This window comes from Amycolatopsis sp. NPDC104775 (assembly GCF_055583325.1).
In genome coordinates this window covers 834,376-853,472 of the sequence record NZ_JBVJOE010000003.1, presented here as the reverse complement: position 1 = coordinate 853,472, position 19,097 = coordinate 834,376, and the positions used below count along the sequence as shown (strand labels likewise).

16 protein-coding genes and 1 pseudogene are annotated in these 19,097 nt (G+C 70.1%); 13 read left to right on the top strand and 4 right to left on the bottom strand.

Annotation, left to right across the window (positions count from 1 at the left end; genetic code table 11):
• Nucleotides 1-93 precede the first annotated feature (93 nt).
• Together ACZ63D_RS18090 and ACZ63D_RS18085 are read right to left on the bottom strand one after the other, a co-directional pair.
• Complete coding sequence (locus ACZ63D_RS18090; protein WP_465355429.1) at nt 94-738, bottom strand: LysR substrate-binding domain-containing protein; 645 nt, start codon at nt 736-738, stop codon at nt 94-96.
• A gap of 112 nt (nt 739-850) precedes the next feature.
• Nucleotides 851-919: pseudogene (locus ACZ63D_RS18085) on the bottom strand (LysR family transcriptional regulator); the annotation flags it as partial.
• A gap of 246 nt (nt 920-1,165) precedes the next feature.
• Here ACZ63D_RS18085 and ACZ63D_RS18080 point away from each other — a divergent pair.
• The 13 genes from ACZ63D_RS18080 (at nt 1,166) to ACZ63D_RS18020 (ending at nt 16,317) form a co-directional block, all read left to right on the top strand.
• Nucleotides 1,166-1,984 (top strand): flavin-containing monooxygenase, encoded by an 819-nt coding sequence (locus ACZ63D_RS18080; RefSeq protein WP_465355428.1) that lies wholly within the window; start codon nt 1,166-1,168, stop codon nt 1,982-1,984.
• A gap of 1,154 nt (nt 1,985-3,138) precedes the next feature.
• A complete protein-coding gene (locus tag ACZ63D_RS18075) occupies nt 3,139-3,990 on the top strand; it encodes a hypothetical protein (RefSeq protein WP_465355427.1) in 852 nt (283 codons plus the stop codon).
• Nucleotides 3,991-4,158: 168 nt separating this feature from the next.
• Complete coding sequence (locus tag ACZ63D_RS18070; protein ID WP_465355426.1) at nt 4,159-5,190, top strand: hypothetical protein; 1,032 nt, start codon at nt 4,159-4,161, stop codon at nt 5,188-5,190.
• A gap of 295 nt (nt 5,191-5,485) precedes the next feature.
• Entirely contained in the window at nt 5,486-5,833 is a 348-nt protein-coding gene (locus tag ACZ63D_RS18065) for a hypothetical protein (RefSeq protein ID WP_465355425.1), read from the top strand.
• A gap of 518 nt (nt 5,834-6,351) precedes the next feature.
• A complete protein-coding gene (locus ACZ63D_RS18060) occupies nt 6,352-7,191 on the top strand; it encodes a hypothetical protein (RefSeq protein WP_465355424.1) in 840 nt (279 codons plus the stop codon).
• On the top strand, nt 7,188-8,156 hold the full coding sequence (locus tag ACZ63D_RS18055; protein ID WP_465355423.1) for a polysaccharide deacetylase family protein: 969 nt from the start codon (nt 7,188-7,190) through the stop codon (nt 8,154-8,156). Before ACZ63D_RS18060 ends, ACZ63D_RS18055 begins: the two co-directional genes overlap by 4 nt.
• Nucleotides 8,153-9,388 (top strand): O-antigen ligase family protein, encoded by a 1,236-nt coding sequence (locus ACZ63D_RS18050; protein WP_465355422.1) that lies wholly within the window; start codon nt 8,153-8,155, stop codon nt 9,386-9,388. The genes ACZ63D_RS18055 and ACZ63D_RS18050 overlap by 4 nt, the downstream gene beginning before the upstream one ends.
• Nucleotides 9,363-10,430 (top strand): glycosyltransferase, encoded by a 1,068-nt coding sequence (locus ACZ63D_RS18045; protein ID WP_465355421.1) that lies wholly within the window; start codon nt 9,363-9,365, stop codon nt 10,428-10,430. The genes ACZ63D_RS18050 and ACZ63D_RS18045 overlap by 26 nt, the downstream gene beginning before the upstream one ends.
• Nucleotides 10,427-11,302 carry a hypothetical protein gene (locus ACZ63D_RS18040; protein ID WP_465355420.1) on the top strand — a complete coding sequence of 292 codons (876 nt, stop codon included), beginning with the start codon at nt 10,427-10,429 and terminating at the stop codon, nt 11,300-11,302. Before ACZ63D_RS18045 ends, ACZ63D_RS18040 begins: the two co-directional genes overlap by 4 nt.
• Nucleotides 11,293-12,660, top strand: coding sequence for a glycosyltransferase 87 family protein (locus tag ACZ63D_RS18035; protein ID WP_465355419.1), 1,368 nt, complete (start codon nt 11,293-11,295; stop codon nt 12,658-12,660). The genes ACZ63D_RS18040 and ACZ63D_RS18035 overlap by 10 nt, the downstream gene beginning before the upstream one ends.
• The gene (locus tag ACZ63D_RS18030) at nt 12,657-14,093 is read left to right on the top strand and encodes an oligosaccharide flippase family protein (RefSeq protein ID WP_465355418.1); all 1,437 of its coding nucleotides are present in this window, start codon (nt 12,657-12,659) and stop codon (nt 14,091-14,093) included. The genes ACZ63D_RS18035 and ACZ63D_RS18030 overlap by 4 nt, the downstream gene beginning before the upstream one ends.
• The gene (locus tag ACZ63D_RS18025) at nt 14,090-15,199 is read left to right on the top strand and encodes a glycosyltransferase (protein WP_465355417.1); all 1,110 of its coding nucleotides are present in this window, start codon (nt 14,090-14,092) and stop codon (nt 15,197-15,199) included. The genes ACZ63D_RS18030 and ACZ63D_RS18025 overlap by 4 nt, the downstream gene beginning before the upstream one ends.
• A complete protein-coding gene (locus ACZ63D_RS18020; RefSeq protein WP_465355416.1) occupies nt 15,196-16,317 on the top strand; it encodes a glycosyltransferase family 4 protein in 1,122 nt (373 codons plus the stop codon). The genes ACZ63D_RS18025 and ACZ63D_RS18020 overlap by 4 nt, the downstream gene beginning before the upstream one ends.
• Here ACZ63D_RS18020 and ACZ63D_RS18015 read toward each other — a convergent pair.
• Both ACZ63D_RS18015 and ACZ63D_RS18010 read right to left on the bottom strand, forming a co-directional pair.
• Entirely contained in the window at nt 16,304-17,602 is a 1,299-nt protein-coding gene (locus tag ACZ63D_RS18015) for a putative glycoside hydrolase family 15 protein (RefSeq protein WP_465355415.1), read from the bottom strand. The genes ACZ63D_RS18020 and ACZ63D_RS18015 overlap by 14 nt on opposite strands.
• Nucleotides 17,584-19,011 carry an exopolysaccharide biosynthesis polyprenyl glycosylphosphotransferase gene (locus ACZ63D_RS18010; RefSeq protein WP_465355414.1) on the bottom strand — a complete coding sequence of 476 codons (1,428 nt, stop codon included), beginning with the start codon at nt 19,009-19,011 and terminating at the stop codon, nt 17,584-17,586. Before ACZ63D_RS18010 ends, ACZ63D_RS18015 begins: the two co-directional genes overlap by 19 nt.
• Nucleotides 19,012-19,097: the final 86 nt, after the last annotated feature.

Here is a 19,097-nt window from a genome sequence, read left to right as displayed (position 1 = left end):
GGGTCTCGCGGCGCAGCCGTCATAGCTCGGGGGATCTGCCGGGCAGCGTTGCACCATGATCGAACCGCGGTCGCTAAATGGGTGGCCCGCCCGCTACAGCAGGGCTTGGGCGGCCTCGCGGAACGCGGTCACCAACTGCGCGGTCTCCCCGGCGCGGGTGGCGAGCACCACTTGGCAGGGCTCAAAGCCGCGCAGCGGGATCGAGATCAGATCCGGGCGGGTGCGGTCGGCACGCAGCCCGGCGGGCACGATGGCGACGGCCTGCCCGGAGGCGATCAGTTCGAACGAGTTCTCGAGGTGGCCGATCAGCGGACCGTCAGGTGCCGGGGTGCCGTCCGGACGAGGGTCCACACGCCAGTACGAGTCCCACTCCGCATCCGGCAGCCTCGGCATGGGCTCAGTCGCGATGTCATCAAGGGTGACCGATTCCCGGCTGGCCAGCCGGTGGTCCCCGGCCACGAGCAGCACCCGGGGTTCCTCGTGCAGGACGGTGACGTGCAGCCCGTCAGTGGCGAACGGCAGTCGCGTCACGACGGCGTCCACACGGTGACCGAACAGGGCCGCCCGCACCTCGGACAGTTCCAGGTGCACGGTGTGCACTTCGGCCTCGGGGTGGTGGTGGCGCAGTTGCCGCACTGCCGGAGTGATGATCAGCCCGCGCGTGTAGCCAACGGTGACCCGGCTGGGCACCGCGGCCGCACGGGCTTCCGCCGCAGCCGTCGCGGCGAGGGCGAGCAATTGCCTGGCGTGGGCCAGAAAAGCGGCTCCGGCGGGGGTAAGGCGGGTGCCCCTGCCGGTCGCGGTCGAGCAGCCGGGCACCGGCGCGCTGCTCAAGGGTCCGGATCTGACGGCTCAGGCTCGGCTGGGTGACGTGCAGCAATTCCGCGGCGCGGCCGAAGTGCTGCTGCTCGGCGACCACTGCGAAATAGCGGACCAGCCGGAGGTCGAACTCGGCCGGTGGCAGCGCGTCGGTCGGGTGCACAACACACAAGGTAACCCGCTCGACGGGCCGTGATGCCTGAAACGCGTCACGGCATGCGAAACAAGCCTTGGACGCCCCTCATCGGCAGCGTGGAGTGTTGGAACGAGGTTGACGGGCACCGGGTGTCCTGAGGCCCGCCACGCGCGAGAACCGCTTGAGCAGAGCCAATGTGGGAGTGACATCGTGATCGAGTACTACGAGACTGTCATAGTCGGTGGGGGTTTCGGCGGAATCTGCGCCGCGCACGACCTGCTGGCCGAGGGCCGGGACGACTTCGTCATTCTCGAGCGGGCCGCGGAACTGGGCGGGGTGTGGCGGGACAACCGATACCCGAATGCGGCCTGCGACGTCCCGGCGCATTTCTACAGCCTCTCGTTCGCTCCGAACCCGACGTGGACGCGCAGCTACGCGCCGGGGGACGAGATTCTCGCCTACCTCAACACGGTGGCCGATGATCTGGGAGTCCGGGACCGCGTCCGGTTCAACACCACGCTGGTGTCGGCGAATTGGGCGGAATGCGCGGGGATGTGGAACCTGCGTACCGCCGAGGGCGGATCGCTGTCGTGCCGGTTCCTGATCGTGGCGAGCGGTTCGCTCAGCACTCCACGCATTCCTGACCTTCCGGGACGCGAGACGTTTCGCGGCGAAGTGATCCACACGGCGCAATGGGATGACTCGATCTCCCTGGCAGGTCGACGCGTGGTGGTCGTCGGCGCGAGCGCCAGTGCCGCGCAGGTTCTCCCCTACGCCGTCGACGTGGCCGAGAGCGTGCTGGCGGTGATCCGCACCCCGCCCTACGTCATGCCGAAGGACGAACAGGTCTACGACCTCGAGACACAGGCACGTTTCCGAGACGAACCGGCGCGGATGGACGCCATCCGTTCAGCGGCCGAGCACAGGTTCAACGTCGAGGCGGAGACACAGGCGGTCATGGACGAGGCCAACCTCGCCAAGATCGAAGGACAGTGTCGGGACACGCTCGATCTGGAGATTTCGTGCTGAAGTCCGGCGTGGCAAACCCGATGCGGTGAAGCATGGCCTTAAGCGGCTCTTTCTCCAGTGGCGCAGGGGTTTCCTGCTCGACGCACGGATTGTCCGTGATCTACCCGATCCACTCGGACGGCACGGTCACGCACCACAACGGCGACGTCGCACACTTAGCAACCCATTCCCGGTCCACGGTGCCTGTGTCGCACGTGCTGCGGCTTCTCTGGTCGCGACCGGGGCATGCGGAGGTCGGTCTCAGGTGCGAAGGCCTGTCGGGATTGTGCAAGTCATCTCCGCAGCCGTCGTGGCGGGCCGGTTTCCTTTCTGAACTCCTCTGATGAAACCGCTTTCGGTTCCACCAGACACGGATTCCCGGTCCGGTCAGGTTCATTCCCACTCGATGAGGTGATTGCCGGAACGTCCGGCAGCGGAGTGATTCAGTCCGCGGCGACTGGGCGCGTGCTGGCCGAAGAACTGCGACAAGAACTCACCGAACGACCTGTTCTGGCCAAACGGAAAGAACCCAGCCCCCGGGAGCGCACGTATCTCGGGAAGCCTGCGATCGGGGGCACGCGAGTTCGCTTACTCGCTGCCCGTCGCCACGGTGCCGGTTCCAGAGCGCCGGGGCGGGCGCACGTCTCCCTCCAGCGGCAGCGGCAAGACGGGATCCCACCGTGCGCCCCGGGTAAGCGGAACAGGATTCTGGCCAACTGCCAACGGATCTCGCGCTCCGCACCGCGAGGGCCGAGGCACGCCGGTTCGGTCCCAATCGCCGCCCCCTTCTCGGTGCCGGGACTCGCCGCGTCCGGTGGATCCGCATTGTTTTCACTCCGGCGTGTCCCGGGATGCCGCGATTTCTTTTGGGCTGGTAACTAGGCCGGGTGAATCGCTGCCTGGTGGTGCTATTTGCCCCGGGTGGCGGTAGCGCGCTTGGCGATGCGGTGCCGGTGAATATTCCTCGGGCCAGTTTTGCCTGGTCAGCGGGAAATCGATGCTGTCGCAGGGGGAAATCGCGCCGCGCAATAGCGGTAAACGCAGGGTGTGCGGCGCGGAGGTAAGCACCGGATGTGGTTGTATGTTTTCCGCATCAGCAGGGTCCGGTGTGGGTATCGGACCGGTTCGAACGCGGACGTTCGTGGGCTCGGCAAGGCTTGATGAGATCCGGGGCGGTGAAGAGAGTGCGAAAGCAGGCGCGGCACACCACAGGTGTCAGCCGCTTTTTGCTGCGCGCGCTCGTCATCGTCGGTGGTGCGGTCGCGGCCACTGCGGTGGCCTGGGCGGTCACCAGCGGCCCGGCCAGTGCGGACACCCTGCTCCCGCCTGGGCTGATCGGGCCGGAGACTGCCGAGGCGCCGGTGGCCGCGGTGCTGTCCGCGGCCGATCCTGCCCCGGATGAGGGCGAGCTCGGCCGGCTCGATGGCGTCGTCCATGACGTCGCCCAGCCGGTGCGTCACCTGCTCGCCACCGCGGCGCAGGTCCAGCGTCCCCGGGCCGGCCAGGACATTCCCGGCCGGGCTCTCGCTGCCACCAGTGCCGTGCTGGAGGAAACCGGCAAGACCTTGCTGGACAATGGAACTGAGTCGATGCCCCGCCGACCTGCCGCGCAGGCCGCGGCGGCACCGGTCAACTCGGTGTCCACTGTGGACCTATCCGCGGCGCGCGGCGATGCTGTCGTGGCCGCGGCCACGGACCTGGTCCGGAACGGTGCCGTGCCCGGCACGGTCGTTTCCGAGCGTCCCACACCCGAGGCCGGCCCTGCCGACCGTGGTGCGGTTCGGTCGCCTGTGGACGCCGAGCGCGAAACCGGCACGCGGCACGGGCAATTGCCCCTGCCCTTGCCGCCGTCTCCGAGTGTCGGCTCGACCGCCGCGGTGACGGCCGCGCCCAACGGTAATGACGGTTGTGGCGCGACTCTGTCCGGCAACCTGGCGCGCCACCAGTCTCGCGCCGAAACCCGCCGCCCCGCGGCCCATCGATCGGTGACGGATACCGCCTGCCAGCCTGGCGTAACGCCCGACTGAAGCACGGTCTTCCCTCGCCGCGTCGGCGATCCGGCGAATCCGCCCGGACTTCTCTGACCTGCGGGCCACGTGCCCTTTGATTCCGTTTTTCGCGCTGCGCGGCTGTTGCCGTGCGTTGTGAAAGTACCTTTTTTCCGAAAATTCGAATGATTTCAAGGAGTATGTCTCATGCGTAATTGGATGAAGCTCGGCCTGAGGGCGACCCTTGTCGCCGGCGGCCTGCTGATGCTCGGCACCGGGATCGCGTCGGCGGACGAAAACGTCAACCCCGACGTCCCCGCCTCGCCGCTGGATCTGCACGCCGGCACACCTGAGGTCGCCAGCCTTGCCGAGCGGCTCCAGCAGTTGGCTCCCGCGAACCTTGGCGAGGCCACCTCCCTGCCGTCCGTGGTGCGCGCGGTGGTGCCCGATGTTGAGAACGGCGTGCGGACCCCGCAGTCCGTCTCGCCGGTGTTCACCGTGCCGGCGCAGCTGCTGCGGTACTCGTCGACGGCCAGCGCGAATTCCGACGAACCGCAGATCAACGTCCCGATCGGGCACGAACTGAAGGCCACCGATCTGCCCACCCTTCCCGTCCTCCCGTTGCTCAAGGAAGTGCGGAACACGGCGTCGCGGCCGGCGGACACCACAATCACCCCGGTCAACGGTGATCTCCCTGCCCTGCCGCTGCCCGTGCGCGGAGGGTTGAGCACCACGCCCGGTGCTGCCGACGACGGTGCGCTGGCGAACGTTCCCAGTGCCACGGCGTCCCCGGTCGTGCCGGTGCGGCCGGTGAAACTCCAGACGCCGCAGCCGCCTCAGACCCCGGCTATGTCCGAGAACCCGGCTCTGGCCCAGAACCCAGCTCTGGCTCAGAACCCGGCCTTGTCCCAGAACCCGGCTCTGGCCCAAAATCCGGCTATGCCCCAGGTGCCGGGCACGCCCCCGGCCGCGGCTCTCGATCGCGGCGACCGGGCGGTCGTCCCGAACCTGGGTTCGCCGCTGACCGGTCTTCCGTTGCTGGGGCAACTGCCGCTCACTGACTCGGTACTGCCCACGCGACTGCTGACCCAACCGGGCTCCACCACTCTGCCGCTGGTGCCGCGGCTCCAGCGAATGCCGCTCGACGGGGGCACCTCCCCCTTCTCCGGCGACGACGTGACACCTCAGTCGGCAGTGCAGAAACTCGCTGCCCGGCTCACCGGCATTGTCCGCAAATGACCGGCCGTTGATGCCCGGGAAGGGGCCGGAGAATCAATAGCTCCGTCCCCTTTCCGGTTAGCAAGATTATGTCGAAATACGGACCAACCTGGTGCCCAGGTCTATTTGGCATGAATTCTTCCCGGCTGGGCGCCGGATCCCGAACTTCATAGTGCGCTTAACACGATAGTGGAACGAAGTGGAATTTGCTGCCGAGTAACGGTAAATTAGTTATTGCGCGCAGCGTTCCGGAACGCTCTGGTGATAAAGAATCGCCATTCCTTTTGCTCATCCCTCAGCCTCTAGGAGTATCCTCATGTTGAAGAAAATCGGTTTCCTGACCACCGCTCTGGCTGCCGGCGCTCTGCTGTTCGGCGGGATCGCCTCGGCCGGTACCCCGGACGAGCACGACCACTACGGCCGGGACGGCCAGGTCGGCCTGGTGAATCTGAGCAACACCGACGTGCTGCACAACGTCACCGGGACCCTCGGCGTCTGCGACAACGACGTCAACGTCCTCGGCGTTCAGGTCCCGGTCCGCGACTCGCTGGACGGCATCGGTGTGCCGGTCCTTTCGCCGGGCGAGAACTCCGCGCACGGCATCTCGCCGTACAACTGCGCGTCGAGCACCACGGTCGACGGCGGCACCGTCCAGCACGACTGAGCCCGCGAGCCCGGCCGGACCGTGGTGGGCGACCGGCCGGGGCCTGGGATTCAGTGGTGCGAGTGTCTTCGGCGGCTCGGAACCGGGCCCGGGTTCGGCTCCCCGATCCCGGTCCGGGCCTGCCGGAGAGCATGACCATGTCGACGCGGGTGGGGCTGGTACGCACTTGGCCGGGTGCCCCAGCCCCACCGGCACGACAGGGCCCGTCGCTGGAGCCCTCGTTCGCGGCGCCGTTGGCCGGGTCGAACGGAAAGACAATCCACGGCGGACAGGCTTCGGCCAGGAAGACGGTCGCGGGATTGGCTTCCGCGCAGTTGCCGTTTTCCGTGACTGATCGAAGCAGCATCCTGATCTGGTGTACACAGCCCTGCGAAGTCAGTTCGGTTCGTAACGCACGGCCAGACTCCGTCAATCGAGCGTGACACCCGTTTCCTGCCCCCTGAATGTGCTTCTCGGCATCGCGGTGACCGGTCGCCTCCGGTCCGGTCAAGCGGTATGCGGATAAGGAGTCATGCGTAGTGGGTTATCAGATATTGGCGGCCGCTGCCGTGCTGTACGCGGTAGGAATCGTCGCGCAAAGCGTCGCGGCCCGCCGTGCCGGTGAATCGTCTGGAGCCGGGGTCGGACTGCTCGTCCGGTTGGCGACCGATCCGCTCTACCTGGTGGGGTTCGCCGGTCAGGCCGGTGGCTTCGCGCTCGCGTTTTTCGCCCGCGCCTCGCTGCCGCTTTATCTGGTGCAGACCGCTTCGTCCTCGGCGATCGGCCTGGCCACCGTCTTCGGCGTGCTGGTTCTCGGATGGCGCATCCGGCCCGCGGAAGTCCTGACATTGATGCTTCTCGCCGCGGGATTGGTTCTGCTGGCCGGAGTTTCGGTTCCCTCGACAGCCGGGGACCTTGGTCTGGGCGGCACCATCGTCGTGGCCGGTGCGGTCGTGGGCATCGGGTTGGCGATGATCCCGGCGGGCCGGACTACGACGTTCACGGCGCCGGCGGTTCTGTCCGGCTTGTCGTTCGCCGTCGTGGCGGTGGCGAGCCGCACGCTGGCCCATCGGGATCTGTTGTCGTTGCCGGCGAATCCGCTCACCTGGCTGGTGCTCGCGGGTGCGATCCTCGGCCAGGCGTCGATGGCGGTCGCGCTTCAACGCGGTCCGGCCGCGGCCGTGGTGGCCACGGCGGACGCGACCACGATCGTGCTGTCCGCCGTCGCCGGAATCGCCGTGCTGGGCGATCGCGTGGTCGACGGCGGCGGCCCCTGGGTCGCTCTCGGTCTCGTTGTCGTGGTGGCCGGGGTGCTGCTGCTGGGTTCTCAGGGCCGGGCGGGCGCGCGAACCGGAGACGTCGCCGGGGAAACCGCATGACCGGCCGGCCGTTGGCCACCGTTTCGGTGGACCTGGACAATCTGTGGGCTTATCTCAAGACCCACGGGGATCCCGGTTGGCGGGACTACCCCAGTTTTCTTCCCTCGGCCGTGCCCCGGCTGCTGGACGTCCTCGGCGAGCAGCACCTGAAGGCGACGGTGTTCGTGGTGGGCGCCGACGCCGTCCGCGAAGACGGGGCCAAGGCCGTCAACGAGATCGTGGCGGCCGGACACGAGATCGCCAACCATTCCTTCGGCCACGAGCCCTGGCTGCACCGGTACTCCCGCGACCGGCTCGGCGAAGAACTGAGCCGGACCGAGGACGCGATCGTGTCAGCGGGCGCGCCGAAACCTTCTGGCTTCCGCGGACCCGGCTACAGCGTCACCCTCGACCTCATCGAGCTGCTGATCGAACGCGGCTATTCCTACGACGCCAGTACGTTGCCCACCTGGATCGGCCCGCTGGCGCGCGCTTACCACAACCGCGGCGTGTCCGCGGCGGCCGCGGACGACGGCCGCGGCGAGCTGTTCGGCGGGTTCTCGCGGGTTCTCGCGCCGGTGCACCCGTACCGCTGGCGAACGGCCGAAGGCAACGCGCTGGTCGAGCTTCCGGTGACGACCATGCCTTTGCTGCGCACCCCGATCCACGGTTCCTATCTCGTCCAGCTCAACGAGATCTCTCCGCGGCTGGCTCGCGGGTATTTCCGCACCGCGCTGCGGCTCTGTCTCGCCCGTGGGGTCACCCCGTCTCTGTTGCTGCATCCGACGGATGTGCTCGAGGCCAGCGAGGCTCCCGGGATGGAGTTCTTTCCCGGAATGACGGGGGGAAACCGGAAGACCGCCCTGGTGCGCTGGGCGCTGCGTACGATGTGCGAACAGTTCGAGGTCGTCGGCACCGGTGCGTACGTCCGCCGGAGCGTGGTGCGGCGCGAGCGCTCTACCGCTCGGCTGGACCGGGGAAGATGAACGCGTTCACCGTCGTCCTGCCCACCGAGCGCGACCCGCTCGCAGCAGCGCTTCGGGTTGTCGCGTATGCGACCATGGCGCTGGCGCCGGTGGAGGGCTACCTGACTGCCGTGCACCCGCAGGCGGGCAAGGTCGCTCCCGCGTTGCTGATCGCCGGATGGCTGGCGCTTCGGATCCGGCAGCGGACGCTTCCCCAGTTGACTTCGCTGCAGGTGGTGCTCGCCTCGCTCGGGGCGGTCGTGGCGACCACCGCGGCGGTGCACTCAGCGGAACCGTTCACCGCCGAATACACCTTGCGCTGGTTTCCGTTCCTGCTGCTCACCGCGGTGCTGGCGGACATCGCCGGACGGGAGGTCCCCCTTCGCGGGCTGCTGCTCGCGGCGGTCGCGGGGGCGACCGTGGCGGGTGCCGGTGCTTTGTACAGCCTGCTCGTTGAGGGGAATACGCGAGCCAGCGGTCCGCAACCCGACCCGAACGATCTGGCCTATTTCCTTGTGGCCGCGGTTCCCCTGCTCTTTCTGACCCCTGCCGTTTCACGTTTCCGCGGTTTCGCGATCACGCTCGCCGGGACCGTTTTGGTGGGCGGTGCGGTCGCGACGTTCTCCCGGGGCGGCGCCCTTGCCTTGGCTGCCGCGCTGGCCTGGTTGCTGGTGCGCCGCGTGCTTCCGTGGCGAGTGCTCGCCGCGGCGGCCGCTTCGGTCGTCGTGCTGGGCCTCGCTGTGCTGCTGCTCGCCGGACCGCGGCTTGAGCGGGCGGTGCAGGAGAAGACGTTCATCGCCGCGACCAATGTGGACACCCGGGAACTGCGCTGGCAGGCCGCGGCCCGGATGGTGGCCGCGCATCCGGTGCTGGGCGTCGGCCCGGGTTCCTTCCGGACGCAGTACGCCGCCGCTTCGCACAACGCCGAGATCGACGAGCAGACCCCGGTGGCGCACAACATGTATCTCGAGGTGGCCGCCGAACTCGGCCTGCCCGGGTTCGCGTTGTTCGCCGGCGTGCTCGGCACCGCCGTGCTCGGAAGCGAGCGGGCGGTCCGGTGCGCCGATCGCCCGAGCCCCGCGCGGACGGAGGCGATCGTGATCCAGGCCGCCCTGCTCGCTGTGCTGGTGGCTTCCGCGTTTCTGTCCGAGCAGTACTACCTGCCGTTGTGGTCGCTCGCCGCGCTCGGCGTCGCGGCCGGAATCCGAACCGGAAAGGCTGGTGCCGATGCGTGTCCTGCACGTGATCAGTGAGATGGGGGCCGGCGGGGCCGAGACAATCGTCGCGGGCATGGCGGTCCGCGGCCAGGATTACGGCTGGGTGTCGGCGGTCGCCAGCGGCGGCGGCTTCCGGGCCGACGAACTGGCCGCGGCCGGCGTGGCGACGTTCCCGGTTCCGCTCGCGCGGCGCAGCAAGCTCGGTGTGCTGCGGGCCGCCGCCGCGGTGCGCACGGCGTCGGCCCGGTTCCGGCCGGACCTGGTGCTGGCCCACAATGTCGGGGCGAGCCTGGTTGCCCGCCTGGCGATGCTGCCCAAGCGAATGCCTTTGCTGACCGTTTTCCACGGCGTCGCCGACGAAGACTTCCCCGCGGCCGCCCGGATCTTGCGGTACACCCCCGACCGGGTCGTCGCCGTCTCCTCGGCCACGGCTGCCCGGCTCGTCGAAGCGGGCGTGGACACGCCGGTGGAAATACGCAACGCGGTTTTCACGCGGCCGCCGGTTTTCGGGCGGGCGGAGACGCGGGCGTCGCTCGGGGTCGCCGACGACGTGCCGGTCGCGCTCTGCCTCGCCCGGCTGGAACCGCAGAAACGCCATGACGTGCTGCTCGATTCCTGGGCCCGGCTCGACGGTGACGCGGTTTTGTGGCTGGCCGGCGACGGGAGCCTGCGCGCCGAACTCGAGCGCCGCGCCGAGGCGTGCGACGGCCGGGTCCGGTTTCTCGGCACTCGCCAGGACGTGGCCGATCTGCTCGCGGCCGCCGATCTCACGGTGCTGACCAGCGACTGGGAAGGTCTGCCACTGGCCGTCCTCGAATCGATGGCCGCCGGGCGACCGGTCGTCGCAACCGACGTCGGCGGCGTCCGCGGCGTGCTTTCCGGCGGAGGCGGGCGGGTGGTCCCGCCGGACGACCCGGCGGCTGCCGCCGAGGCGCTCAGCGAGCTGTTGTTCGATCCCGCCGCCCGGGAGATCGCCGCCGCCGAGGCGCTGCGCACCATCGAGCGCGAGTATGACCCGCACCCGTTCATGAAGGCCTATGACGAACTGCTGCGCACCTCCCTCGGAGGCACGCGGTGACGAAGTTTTCCCGCTCGACGGCGGTGGCGGTCGCCGGCGCGCTCATCGTGGGGCTGGCGGTCTTGCTCGTCGGCCTGCTGCGCGGCGGCACGTATCAAGGCCGGGTAAGCCTGCTGGCCGAACCGGTGAACCAGACCAGTGCGCAGTACGGCGAAGTCGTCTCCCTGGCGATGCCCGCGGTGGTCGAGCTCGCGCGAAGTCCTTCGGTGCTGCGGTCGGTCGCGCCGGGTTCCGGATACTCCCCGGACGAGCTCGGTCCCCGGATCTCGGTCGAGCTGGTGCCGGCGTCCGCGCTGGTGCGGGTGTCGGTCCGGGCACCCTTGGCGGGTCAAGCGAGCACCATCGCGGAGGCGCTGGGCAAAGCGATGGTCAACGCCGACCTGCTCGCGCCCGTGGCCCGCTTGCGCGTGCTGGACCCCCGGCCCGAGGTGATCGAGGGCGACGCGGACGTGCCACTGGTGGCCGGGCTGGCCTTGGTCGCCGCCGTAGCGACGGGGGTCGCGATCGTCGTCGCCGGTCGATTGAAAGCGGCGCGGCCGCGCGGCGGCTCGGGTTCCGTGCGCCGCGCGCTCGCCGCGGCCGGTGTCCATCGCCCGGTCGCGGTGCTGCGCGGCGACGATCCGGCCACGGCTGATCAGCTGGCCACGCTGGGTCGCGCGGCCGGGCTGCCGCTGCGCGTGGTTCCGGTCGCGCCGGAACTCGCCGAAACGGCGGCCAAGCTCGCGGCCGCGCTCCCGCAGGACCAGACGGACGAAGGAAGCGCCGCGGTGGTGGCGGTCGCGGACAGCCAGCGGCACCCGGAACTCACGGCGACGCTCAGCGTCCTGCCGGCCGGCGCGGTCCTCGTAGCGGTGGTGGTGGCGTGCAACTGAGACGCAGCACCGAACTCGCGGCCGGTGGAGCGGAGGAAAGATCGCGGCTCGGCCTTCCCCGCCGCGACCGGGCCGCCGCCCTGAACCTGGCGCATCGAGCCATCCTGGTCGTCGCCGTCGCGGTCGGCTCGGTCAGTGCCTGGCACGCGCTGGCGCCGTCGTGGCAGGTTCCGCTGCCGACCTCGGCGAACCGGGCCGAGGAACGGCTCCAGGATTTCCGCGACGCGCTTTACTTCCCGATCCGCGAGTTCCTGGCCGGCGGCAATCCTTATGACCCCGCCACGATGTTCGCGCACTGGCCAGTACGCCAGGACTTCAACCTCTACCAGCCGTACCACCTTCTGCTGCACGCGCCGTTCGTGCTGGCCGGATACCGGCCCGGCGCGGTGGCCTTCACCGTGCTCAACTTGCTGCTGCTGTGCGCGCTCGCGGCCGTGGCCGCGCACGCCGTCCGGCGGTTCGTCCCCGTTCCGTTCGCGACCACGGCGATCGTCGTCGCCGCCTTGCTCGTGACCAGCCAGGTCGGCAAAGCACAGCTCTATGTCGGCCAGATCAATCCGCTCATCGCGCTCGGTGTGGCGGGCGCGCTCGTGGCTCGGAAAGACGCCCCGGGCTTGGCGAGCGTCGCCCTCGCGTTCGCGTGGCTGAAACCGCAGTACGGCTTCCCGCTGGCGATTCTGCTGTTCGCGCGAGGCTCGCGGCGGGTAGCAGTGGCCGGCACCGCGGTGGCAGCGCTCGCGAGCCTGCCGGTGGTGCTCGTGCTGGTCGTCCGCGGCGGGGGCGTCGGCGCGTTTCTCGACGTCGTCATGCGAAATCTCGCCCACGCCAGGGCCACCGACTACGGCGCTGTGGATTCCCTTACCTCGCAACGGATCGACGTGGCCGCCGTGCTGTTCCGGCTCACCGGCTGGGCGCCGGCCGGCGGGGAACTGGTCGTGCTGGCCGGGGTGCTGGTGGTCAGCGCGGTGCTCGTGCGCCGGCTCGACCGCGCCGGTGCGGTCCCCTTGGCCGACCTGCTCACCTGTCTCGCGGTCGTGGTGTGTGTGGTGCATCAACCCGGAGACGTGCTGATCGCCGTGCCCGCGCTGGTGACTGTGGCCGCGCTGGTGGCTGTGGTCGCGCTGGTGGCTGTGGTCGCGCGGCGACGGCCGCATCGGGACGCTGCCCTGCTCGGGGTCCTCGCGCTGGCGGTGCCGTTCGCGCATCTGCACTTCGTGGACTCGGTCGTGGTGGCCACGCTCGGCGCCCGGGCCGCGGTCACCCTCGACGGCGTCGCCGTGGTCGCGGCCTGGTGCCTGGTGGCATTCGCCGCGGTCCGCCTGTCGCGCGCGCGGGTTTCAGCCGGAGGCAACGGATGAGCAGTGGGCTCAGAACCCGGGCGGTGCGGGGTTCGTTGTGGCTCGGCGCGGCGAACCTGGTCAGCAAGAGCAGCCAGATGCTGGTCACCCTGGTGCTGGCCGCGGTGCTGGCCGAGGCGCAGCTCGGTGCGGTCGCCCTGGCGGTGTCGCTGGTCAACCTCGGCCAGGTGGTGCAGTCGATCGGCGTCTACGACGTGATCAGCCGGACCCGGCGGGATCCCCGGCGGATGGCCGGGACCATGCTGACGATGAGCGCGGCGGCCGGGGTGCTGCTGGCCGCCGTGCTCGTGGCCGCCGCGGGCCCGATCACCGCGTTGCTCGGGACCCCGGATGCCGCCGGGCTGGTCCGGCTGGCCGCGGTCGGGCTGCCGTTCTCGGCCGTCGGCGGAGTCCAAATGGGACTGATGCACCGCGAGCTGGACTTCCGCCGGCGGCTGCTGCCCGACGGCGGCAGCGCGGTGCTGGGCGCGGCAGTCACGATCGTGCTCGCCCTCGGCGGCGTCGGCCCGGCCGCGCTGGTGATCGGCCTGGTGTGCACGGCGGTGGCGCAACCGCTGCTGGGCGCGCTGGCCGGCGGTGCCGTCCGGCCCCGCTGGGACGTCGCGGCGGCCGCGGAAGCCGCGAGCTGGATCGCGGTCGTGGGACCCGCGGCCGTCGTCGGGGCGCTGCTGGTCAACCTGGACTACCTGGCGGTCGGGCATGTGCTCGGCCCGGCCGCTGTGGGGGTCTACTCCCTCGCTTACCGCCTGGCTTGGGTGCCTTACATCATGGTGGCGGTCGTACTGGGGGCGGTGGCCTTTCCGTTGCTGGCCAGGTTGTGGCGGGAAGGCGCTCCGCTGGCCGAAACCGTCACGCGGTTCACCCGCGCGGTGCTCGTGGTCACCGGCGGCCTGTACCTCGCGCTGGCCGTTCTCTCCGACCGGATCGTGCTGCTGGGCGCGCGCTGGAGCGACTCGGCAGGCCCGCTTCTGCTGCTGGCCGGCTACGGAATGGGCTTGTGCCTGCTGCAGATCTGGTACCAGGCGGTGAAAGCCACCGGGAATGCCCGGCGGTACCTGGCCCTGGAAAGCACCCACCTGGCACTGCTCGCGCTGGGACTGGCGCTGTTTGTCCACAGTGGAATCACCGCTGTCGCGGCGGTCCAGTTCGGCGCGGTCTGGTTGGCCGTCCCGCTTTCCTGGGCCACGCTGCGGAAACTCGGTGTCGCACCGCCCTCGGCCGAACTCGCGGGAATGGCCCTCCGGGTGCTGGCCGCGGGGGCTGCCAGCGCGGCGCCCACGCTGGCGCTGGCCCACGCCGGGGTCTTCGGAGCCAGGGACTCGCTGGCCGGCTTCCTCGCCGAAGCCGTGCTGCTGGTCACCGGCTATGCCGGGGCGACGCTGCTCCTCCAGCGCGGTGAACTGGCCGCAGTGCGCCGAGGCGGGTACCGGTGAAAGTGGTGCACGTTTCCCAGCCGGTATCCGCCGGGGTCGCCGTGGTCGTGCTGGAACTCGCTGTGGCGCAACGGGATCGCGGCTGGTCGGTGACGGTGGTATGTCCTTCTTCGGGCTGGCTCGCCGCGCGCGCTCGCGACCTCGGGATCGAAGTCTGTGCCTGGACCGCGACCCGTTCTCCCGGGCCGAGCGTGCTCACCGAAACACTGCGGTTGCACCGGATCCTGGCCGGCCTGGCACCCGACGTCGTGCACCTGCACAGCTCGAAAGCCGGGCTGGCGGGCCGGCTCGCCCTGCGCGGCAGCCGTCCGACGGTGTTCCAGCCGCATCTGTGGTCCTTCGAGACCGCCCGGGGGCCGCTTCGGCGGATGTCCGCCGCGTGGGAGCGGATCTCCTCCCGCTGGACCGATCTCGTCGTGTGCGTCAGCGACGACGAACTCGCGGCCGGACAGCGCGCGGGCATCACCGCCAACGCCGAAGTCGTCTGCAATGGCGTCGACACGGTCTGGTTCGCCCCCGGCGACCGCGTCGCGGCCCGGCGCGAGCTCAACCTGCCCCAGCACACGCCGATCGCCGTCTGTCTCGGCCGGCTCGCCGAGCTGAAAGGCCAGGATCAGCTGTTGTCGGCCTGGCCGGAGGTGCTCCGGCGGGTGCCGGACGCGAGGCTCGTGCTCGTCGGCGACGGACCGATGGGCCCGGTCTGGCGGGAACAGCACCCGGTCGCCGCCCACGAATCCGTGCGGTGGATGGGGCACACCGACGACCCGGCGGCGTTCTACACGGCAGGCGACGTGGTCGTTCTTCCCTCTCGCGCCGAAGGCATGGCCTTGGTGCCGCTGGAAGCGATGGCGTGCGCCCGGCCGGTGGTCGCCTTCGACGTCGGCGGGATGCGCCAAAGCGTCGGCGACGCGGGAGCCGTGCTGCCGCCGGGCGACCTCGCACTCCTGGCCGATGCCGTGGCCACCCGGCTCGCCGAGCCGGAACTGGCGCGGCGGGAAGGCCGGCGCGCACGGCGGCGCGCGGAGCTTTCCTTCGACCGTCACCGGATGACCGACCAGATCACCGCGCTCGTTGACAAACTCACCCCCGCGGAGCGAACCCGTTGACCCGTATCGCCTATCTGCTGACCCAGGACCGGGGCGGCCCGGTCGACCTCACCGTCCGGCTCGCCGCGGCCTTGCTCGCCCAGAATGCCGAAGTACGGGTTTTCGGCCCGGTTCCGGCCCGCGGAGCCGAGTCGCTCGGAGCACACCATGAGCCGCTTGTCGTGGCGGACAAGGAAAACCTCGCCGCCGCGGCGCGGGCCCGCAGGGCGATCCAGGAGTGGGAGCCCGACATCGTGCACGCACAGGACCGGCGCGCGGGACTCGTGCTCGCCGGTCTGCGCGCGGTTCGCCGGCGGCCGGTTCTCGTGCAGACCTACCACGGCGTCCCCGACGACGTAACCGAACCGTGGTTCCGTGGCGCGCCTCGCGCGACTGGACCCTCCGCGTACACCCGAGCGGTGCTCGCCGGCGACGCGGTTGTCGCCCGGATGCTCGATCGCACGATCGTGCCCGCCGAGGCGATGGGGCGGTTCCTGCGCCGCCGGTTGCGGGTGCCCGCCAGACGCCTGGCCCGGATCGGCAACTGCGTCGAACCAGCCGAGCCGAGCCCGCCGGCCGGACCGGTGCGGCAGCTGATTTTCGTGGGTCTGCTCGTTCCGCGCAAAGGAATCCTCGACCTGCTCGCCGCGCTCGCCGCACCCGGGGTGCTGCCCGCGGGAGCGCGGCTGACCGTCGTGGGTGACGGCCCGCAGCGCGCGGAGGCCGAACGAGCCGCACAGGCGCCTCCGTTGCGCGGCCGGGTCACCTTTCTGGGCTTCCGCCCGGACGTCACGACGTTGCTGGCGAACGCGGACGCGTTGGTGCTTCCGTCCACTATGGAGCAACAGCCGCTGGTGGTGGCGGAGGCGATGGCTGCCGGGAAGCCCGTGGTGGCCACTGACACCGGCGGTGTCGCCGACCTGCTCGGGCCGGGCGGCTGCCGCTATCTCGTCCCGCCGGGCGACGTACCCGCTCTCGCGCTGCGCCTCCGCGCGCTGTTCGCCGATCCGGCACCGGGCCGGATCGGCGCTTCGCTCGCGGCTCGAGCCCAGGAACGGCATACCCCGGACGCGTGCGCGCGCCGTCACCTGGAGCTGTACGCGGCGCTGGTTGCCCGAGCAGGCGCTACCTCGGTTTGACCAGCACCAATCCGTCGGCGGCCGCGAGTCGCACCGGATCGGGCGGAGCCGAGGAGGTCGGCGCCGACGAGGTCGGCGAAGCGGACGGCGCCGCTTGCCGTTGCTCGCCCGCGGCGACGAGCCCAGGGGGAGGAGTGACGGTCTGGGTGGCCGAGGTCGGGTTCACCGCGACCCAGCCGTTGGTGAACGTCCGGGTCCAGACGCCGTTGGCCAACCGGCCGGCGGCGTCCACGGCCTCGCCGAGACCGCTGTTCTGCAGAGGGGACCACTCCGGGTTGCGGTAGTCGTCGGTCGTGGCCGGCGTCCAGCACGTCCGGGGACCCGCGAGCAAAGCAGCGCTGGCGTATCCCGCACGGTCCTGTTGTTCGGTCCGCGTCCGGGTGACCAGGAGCAGCAGCGACTCGCCGAGCGCGGCCTGGGCTCGCATCTCCTGGAACTCGTTGCCCCGGAAGGTGAGCAGGCCGCCGCTCCCGGCGTCCTCGCGGAAGCCGAAGTTCTCTTCCATCGCACCGCCGAACCGGGAGTGCGCCGTCCACCGGCCCGGGGTCAGGTGGGTCTCCGACACGTTCGGGACGAACTCCTTGCCTGCTTTTTCGAAGGCGTCTCCCACCAGGGAGAGGAAAGCGTCGAGGCCGTCGCGCAGTTTCCGGTCGGTTTCGCTCGCGCTCGAGGTTCCGGCTAGGACCGCGGCGGAGTAGTGGCTCAGCGAGTTGAAGTCGTTGTCCGCCAGCACTCCGTCCCATCCCTGCTGAGCCACCTCGGAGACAACTGCGGAACTCCAGGCCTGCTGGTAAGCCGGGTCCCAGACGGTCATCTGCCAGTGCCGGGGATAGCCCGCCCATTCGATCCGGTTGCCGTGGTTGTCGGTCGCGAACCACTCAGGATGCTGCTGCTGCGCCGCGACGTAACCGATGCCGGTCGGCAGGAACTGCGCGTCCTTCCCGTCGACGACCGCTCCGGGGTAGTTGCGGGTGCTGGAAAGATCCTTGTACACCAGGACCTTGATCTTGGGGTTGAGTTCGTGCAGCGTGCGCATCGCCGCGGTCTGGTCGGCGTTGAGCACCACTACTTCGTAGCGCTGCGCGGCCAGCTTCAGCGCGCTCTGCGAGGGCGGCTGGCCGATGCCGTACCACCACGCGCAGGGCGCCAGCGGCTCGGGCGGGGGCGCCGCGGTCACTTGCGCCGCGCTCGTGGCGCATCCGGCAAGTCCTCCCGCGATCAGGACGAGCACGGCCCCCAGGATCGCCGGCCGACGACGCGCACGGGTCAGCATTGCTTTCGGCACAACAGTTCTCCTATGGTGAGGACGACGATCTTGAGGTCCAGCCAGAGGGACCAGTTGGCGATGTAGTAGTTGTCGTAGCGGGCCCGTTCCGCGATCGAGGTGTCCCCGCGCAGACCGTGGACCTGTGCGAGACCGGTCAGCCCGGTCGGTACGCGGTGTCGCGCCCAGTATAAGTCGTGGATCGTGGAAAACTCGTCCACGAACACCGGCCGCTCCGGGCGCGGCCCGACCAGCGCCATGTCGCCGCGCACGACGTTCCACAGCTGCGGCAGTTCGTCCAGTGAGGTCCGGCGCAGCAGCCTGCCGACCGGTCCGACCCGCCGGTCACCGGCCACCGACCAGCGCGTCGCCGAATCGTCGACAGCGGCTGGCCGTACGCTGCGGAGCTTGTAGAGCACGAAGGTCCGGCCGTCGACTCCGACCCTGGTTTGCCGGAAAACAACCGGGAATCCGCTCTCGATCGCGACGGCGAGCCCGCACAGGGCGATGATCGGGGCCAGGACGAGGAGCGCGAGGGCGGCCACCGCGGTTTCGAGCGTCCGCTTGATCCGCCAGCTGAACCGACGGGTCGGTGCGCCCTCCAGCCACATCAGCGGATAGCTGCGGAGCCGGTCCGTTCCGGTGCCGTCCGGCACGAGCGGGAAAAGCCGGGGCAGCACCAGGATGACGCATCCGAGCCGTTGCGCGGTGATGGCCGCCTCGACGGCGGCGTTGTCGCTGGCGCGGGAGTGTGCGAGCACGACGGTGCCGGCGCCCAAGCGGGTGATGGCCTTGGCGAGATCTTCGCCAATTCGTTCGACCGGGAGTTCCCCGTGGCAGGCTTCCGGATCCGAAGAGGCGAATCCGACCGGAAGAAGGCCGAACTCCGGATGCCGCAGCATGGTGCGGATCAAGTCGCCGCTGGAATGGGGCGCGCCCACCACAATGGCCCGGTCGCATCGCCGCAGCCGACGGCGGCCCCACCGCCCGATCGCGAACACCCAGGGACGCGCGCACTCGCTGACCACGGCGAAGACCAGCACCAGCGACGGTGCCGCGGCCATCCCCGGCCCGCGGTGGCCCGCCACCAGCGTGATCCCGGTGAGGAGTGCGAACGCCGCCCCCGAGGCGGCCGCTGAACGCGGAAAATCCTGCAGCCAGGACAGCCACAGGCGACGGCGGTGTACCCGCGCCGCGGTCCGCGCTCCCCACAGCGTCAGGCCGGCCACCACTACATCCACGGCACCGGCATCAGTGAGTGGGATCGCCATCAGGAGCGCGCCGAGATCAACCGCGACCAGTAACACCGCGACAGCGTTGATGCGGGACAGCAGCGGACGGCCCCCGGCCTCGCCGGACGCCTGGCCCGCCGGTCTGCCGCGGCGCTGGAACGGAATGCGCGCCAAGACCGGCATCTTCAGCTCCGTCACCGGCGTCTCCCTTTTTCACGAAACTGTTTCATCACCATCGCGTTTCTACCTCCACTAAACCCGCAACCCGGGGGAAATTCGGTTCT

Excerpts from the sequence above, each read along its gene's own strand:
- ACZ63D_RS18070 (WP_465355426.1), top strand. The coding sequence starts at position 4,159 with ATGCGTAATTGGATGAAGCTCGGCCTGAGGGCGACCCTTGTCGCCGGC.
- ACZ63D_RS18065 (WP_465355425.1), top strand. The coding sequence starts at position 5,486 with ATGTTGAAGAAAATCGGTTTCCTGACCACCGCTCTGGCTGCCGGCGCT.
- ACZ63D_RS18055 (WP_465355423.1), top strand. The coding sequence starts at position 7,188 with ATGACCGGCCGGCCGTTGGCCACCGTTTCGGTGGACCTGGACAATCTG.
- ACZ63D_RS18050 (WP_465355422.1), top strand. The coding sequence starts at position 8,153 with ATGAACGCGTTCACCGTCGTCCTGCCCACCGAGCGCGACCCGCTCGCA.
- ACZ63D_RS18045 (WP_465355421.1), top strand. The coding sequence starts at position 9,363 with ATGCGTGTCCTGCACGTGATCAGTGAGATGGGGGCCGGCGGGGCCGAG.
- ACZ63D_RS18030 (WP_465355418.1), top strand. The coding sequence starts at position 12,657 with ATGAGCAGTGGGCTCAGAACCCGGGCGGTGCGGGGTTCGTTGTGGCTC.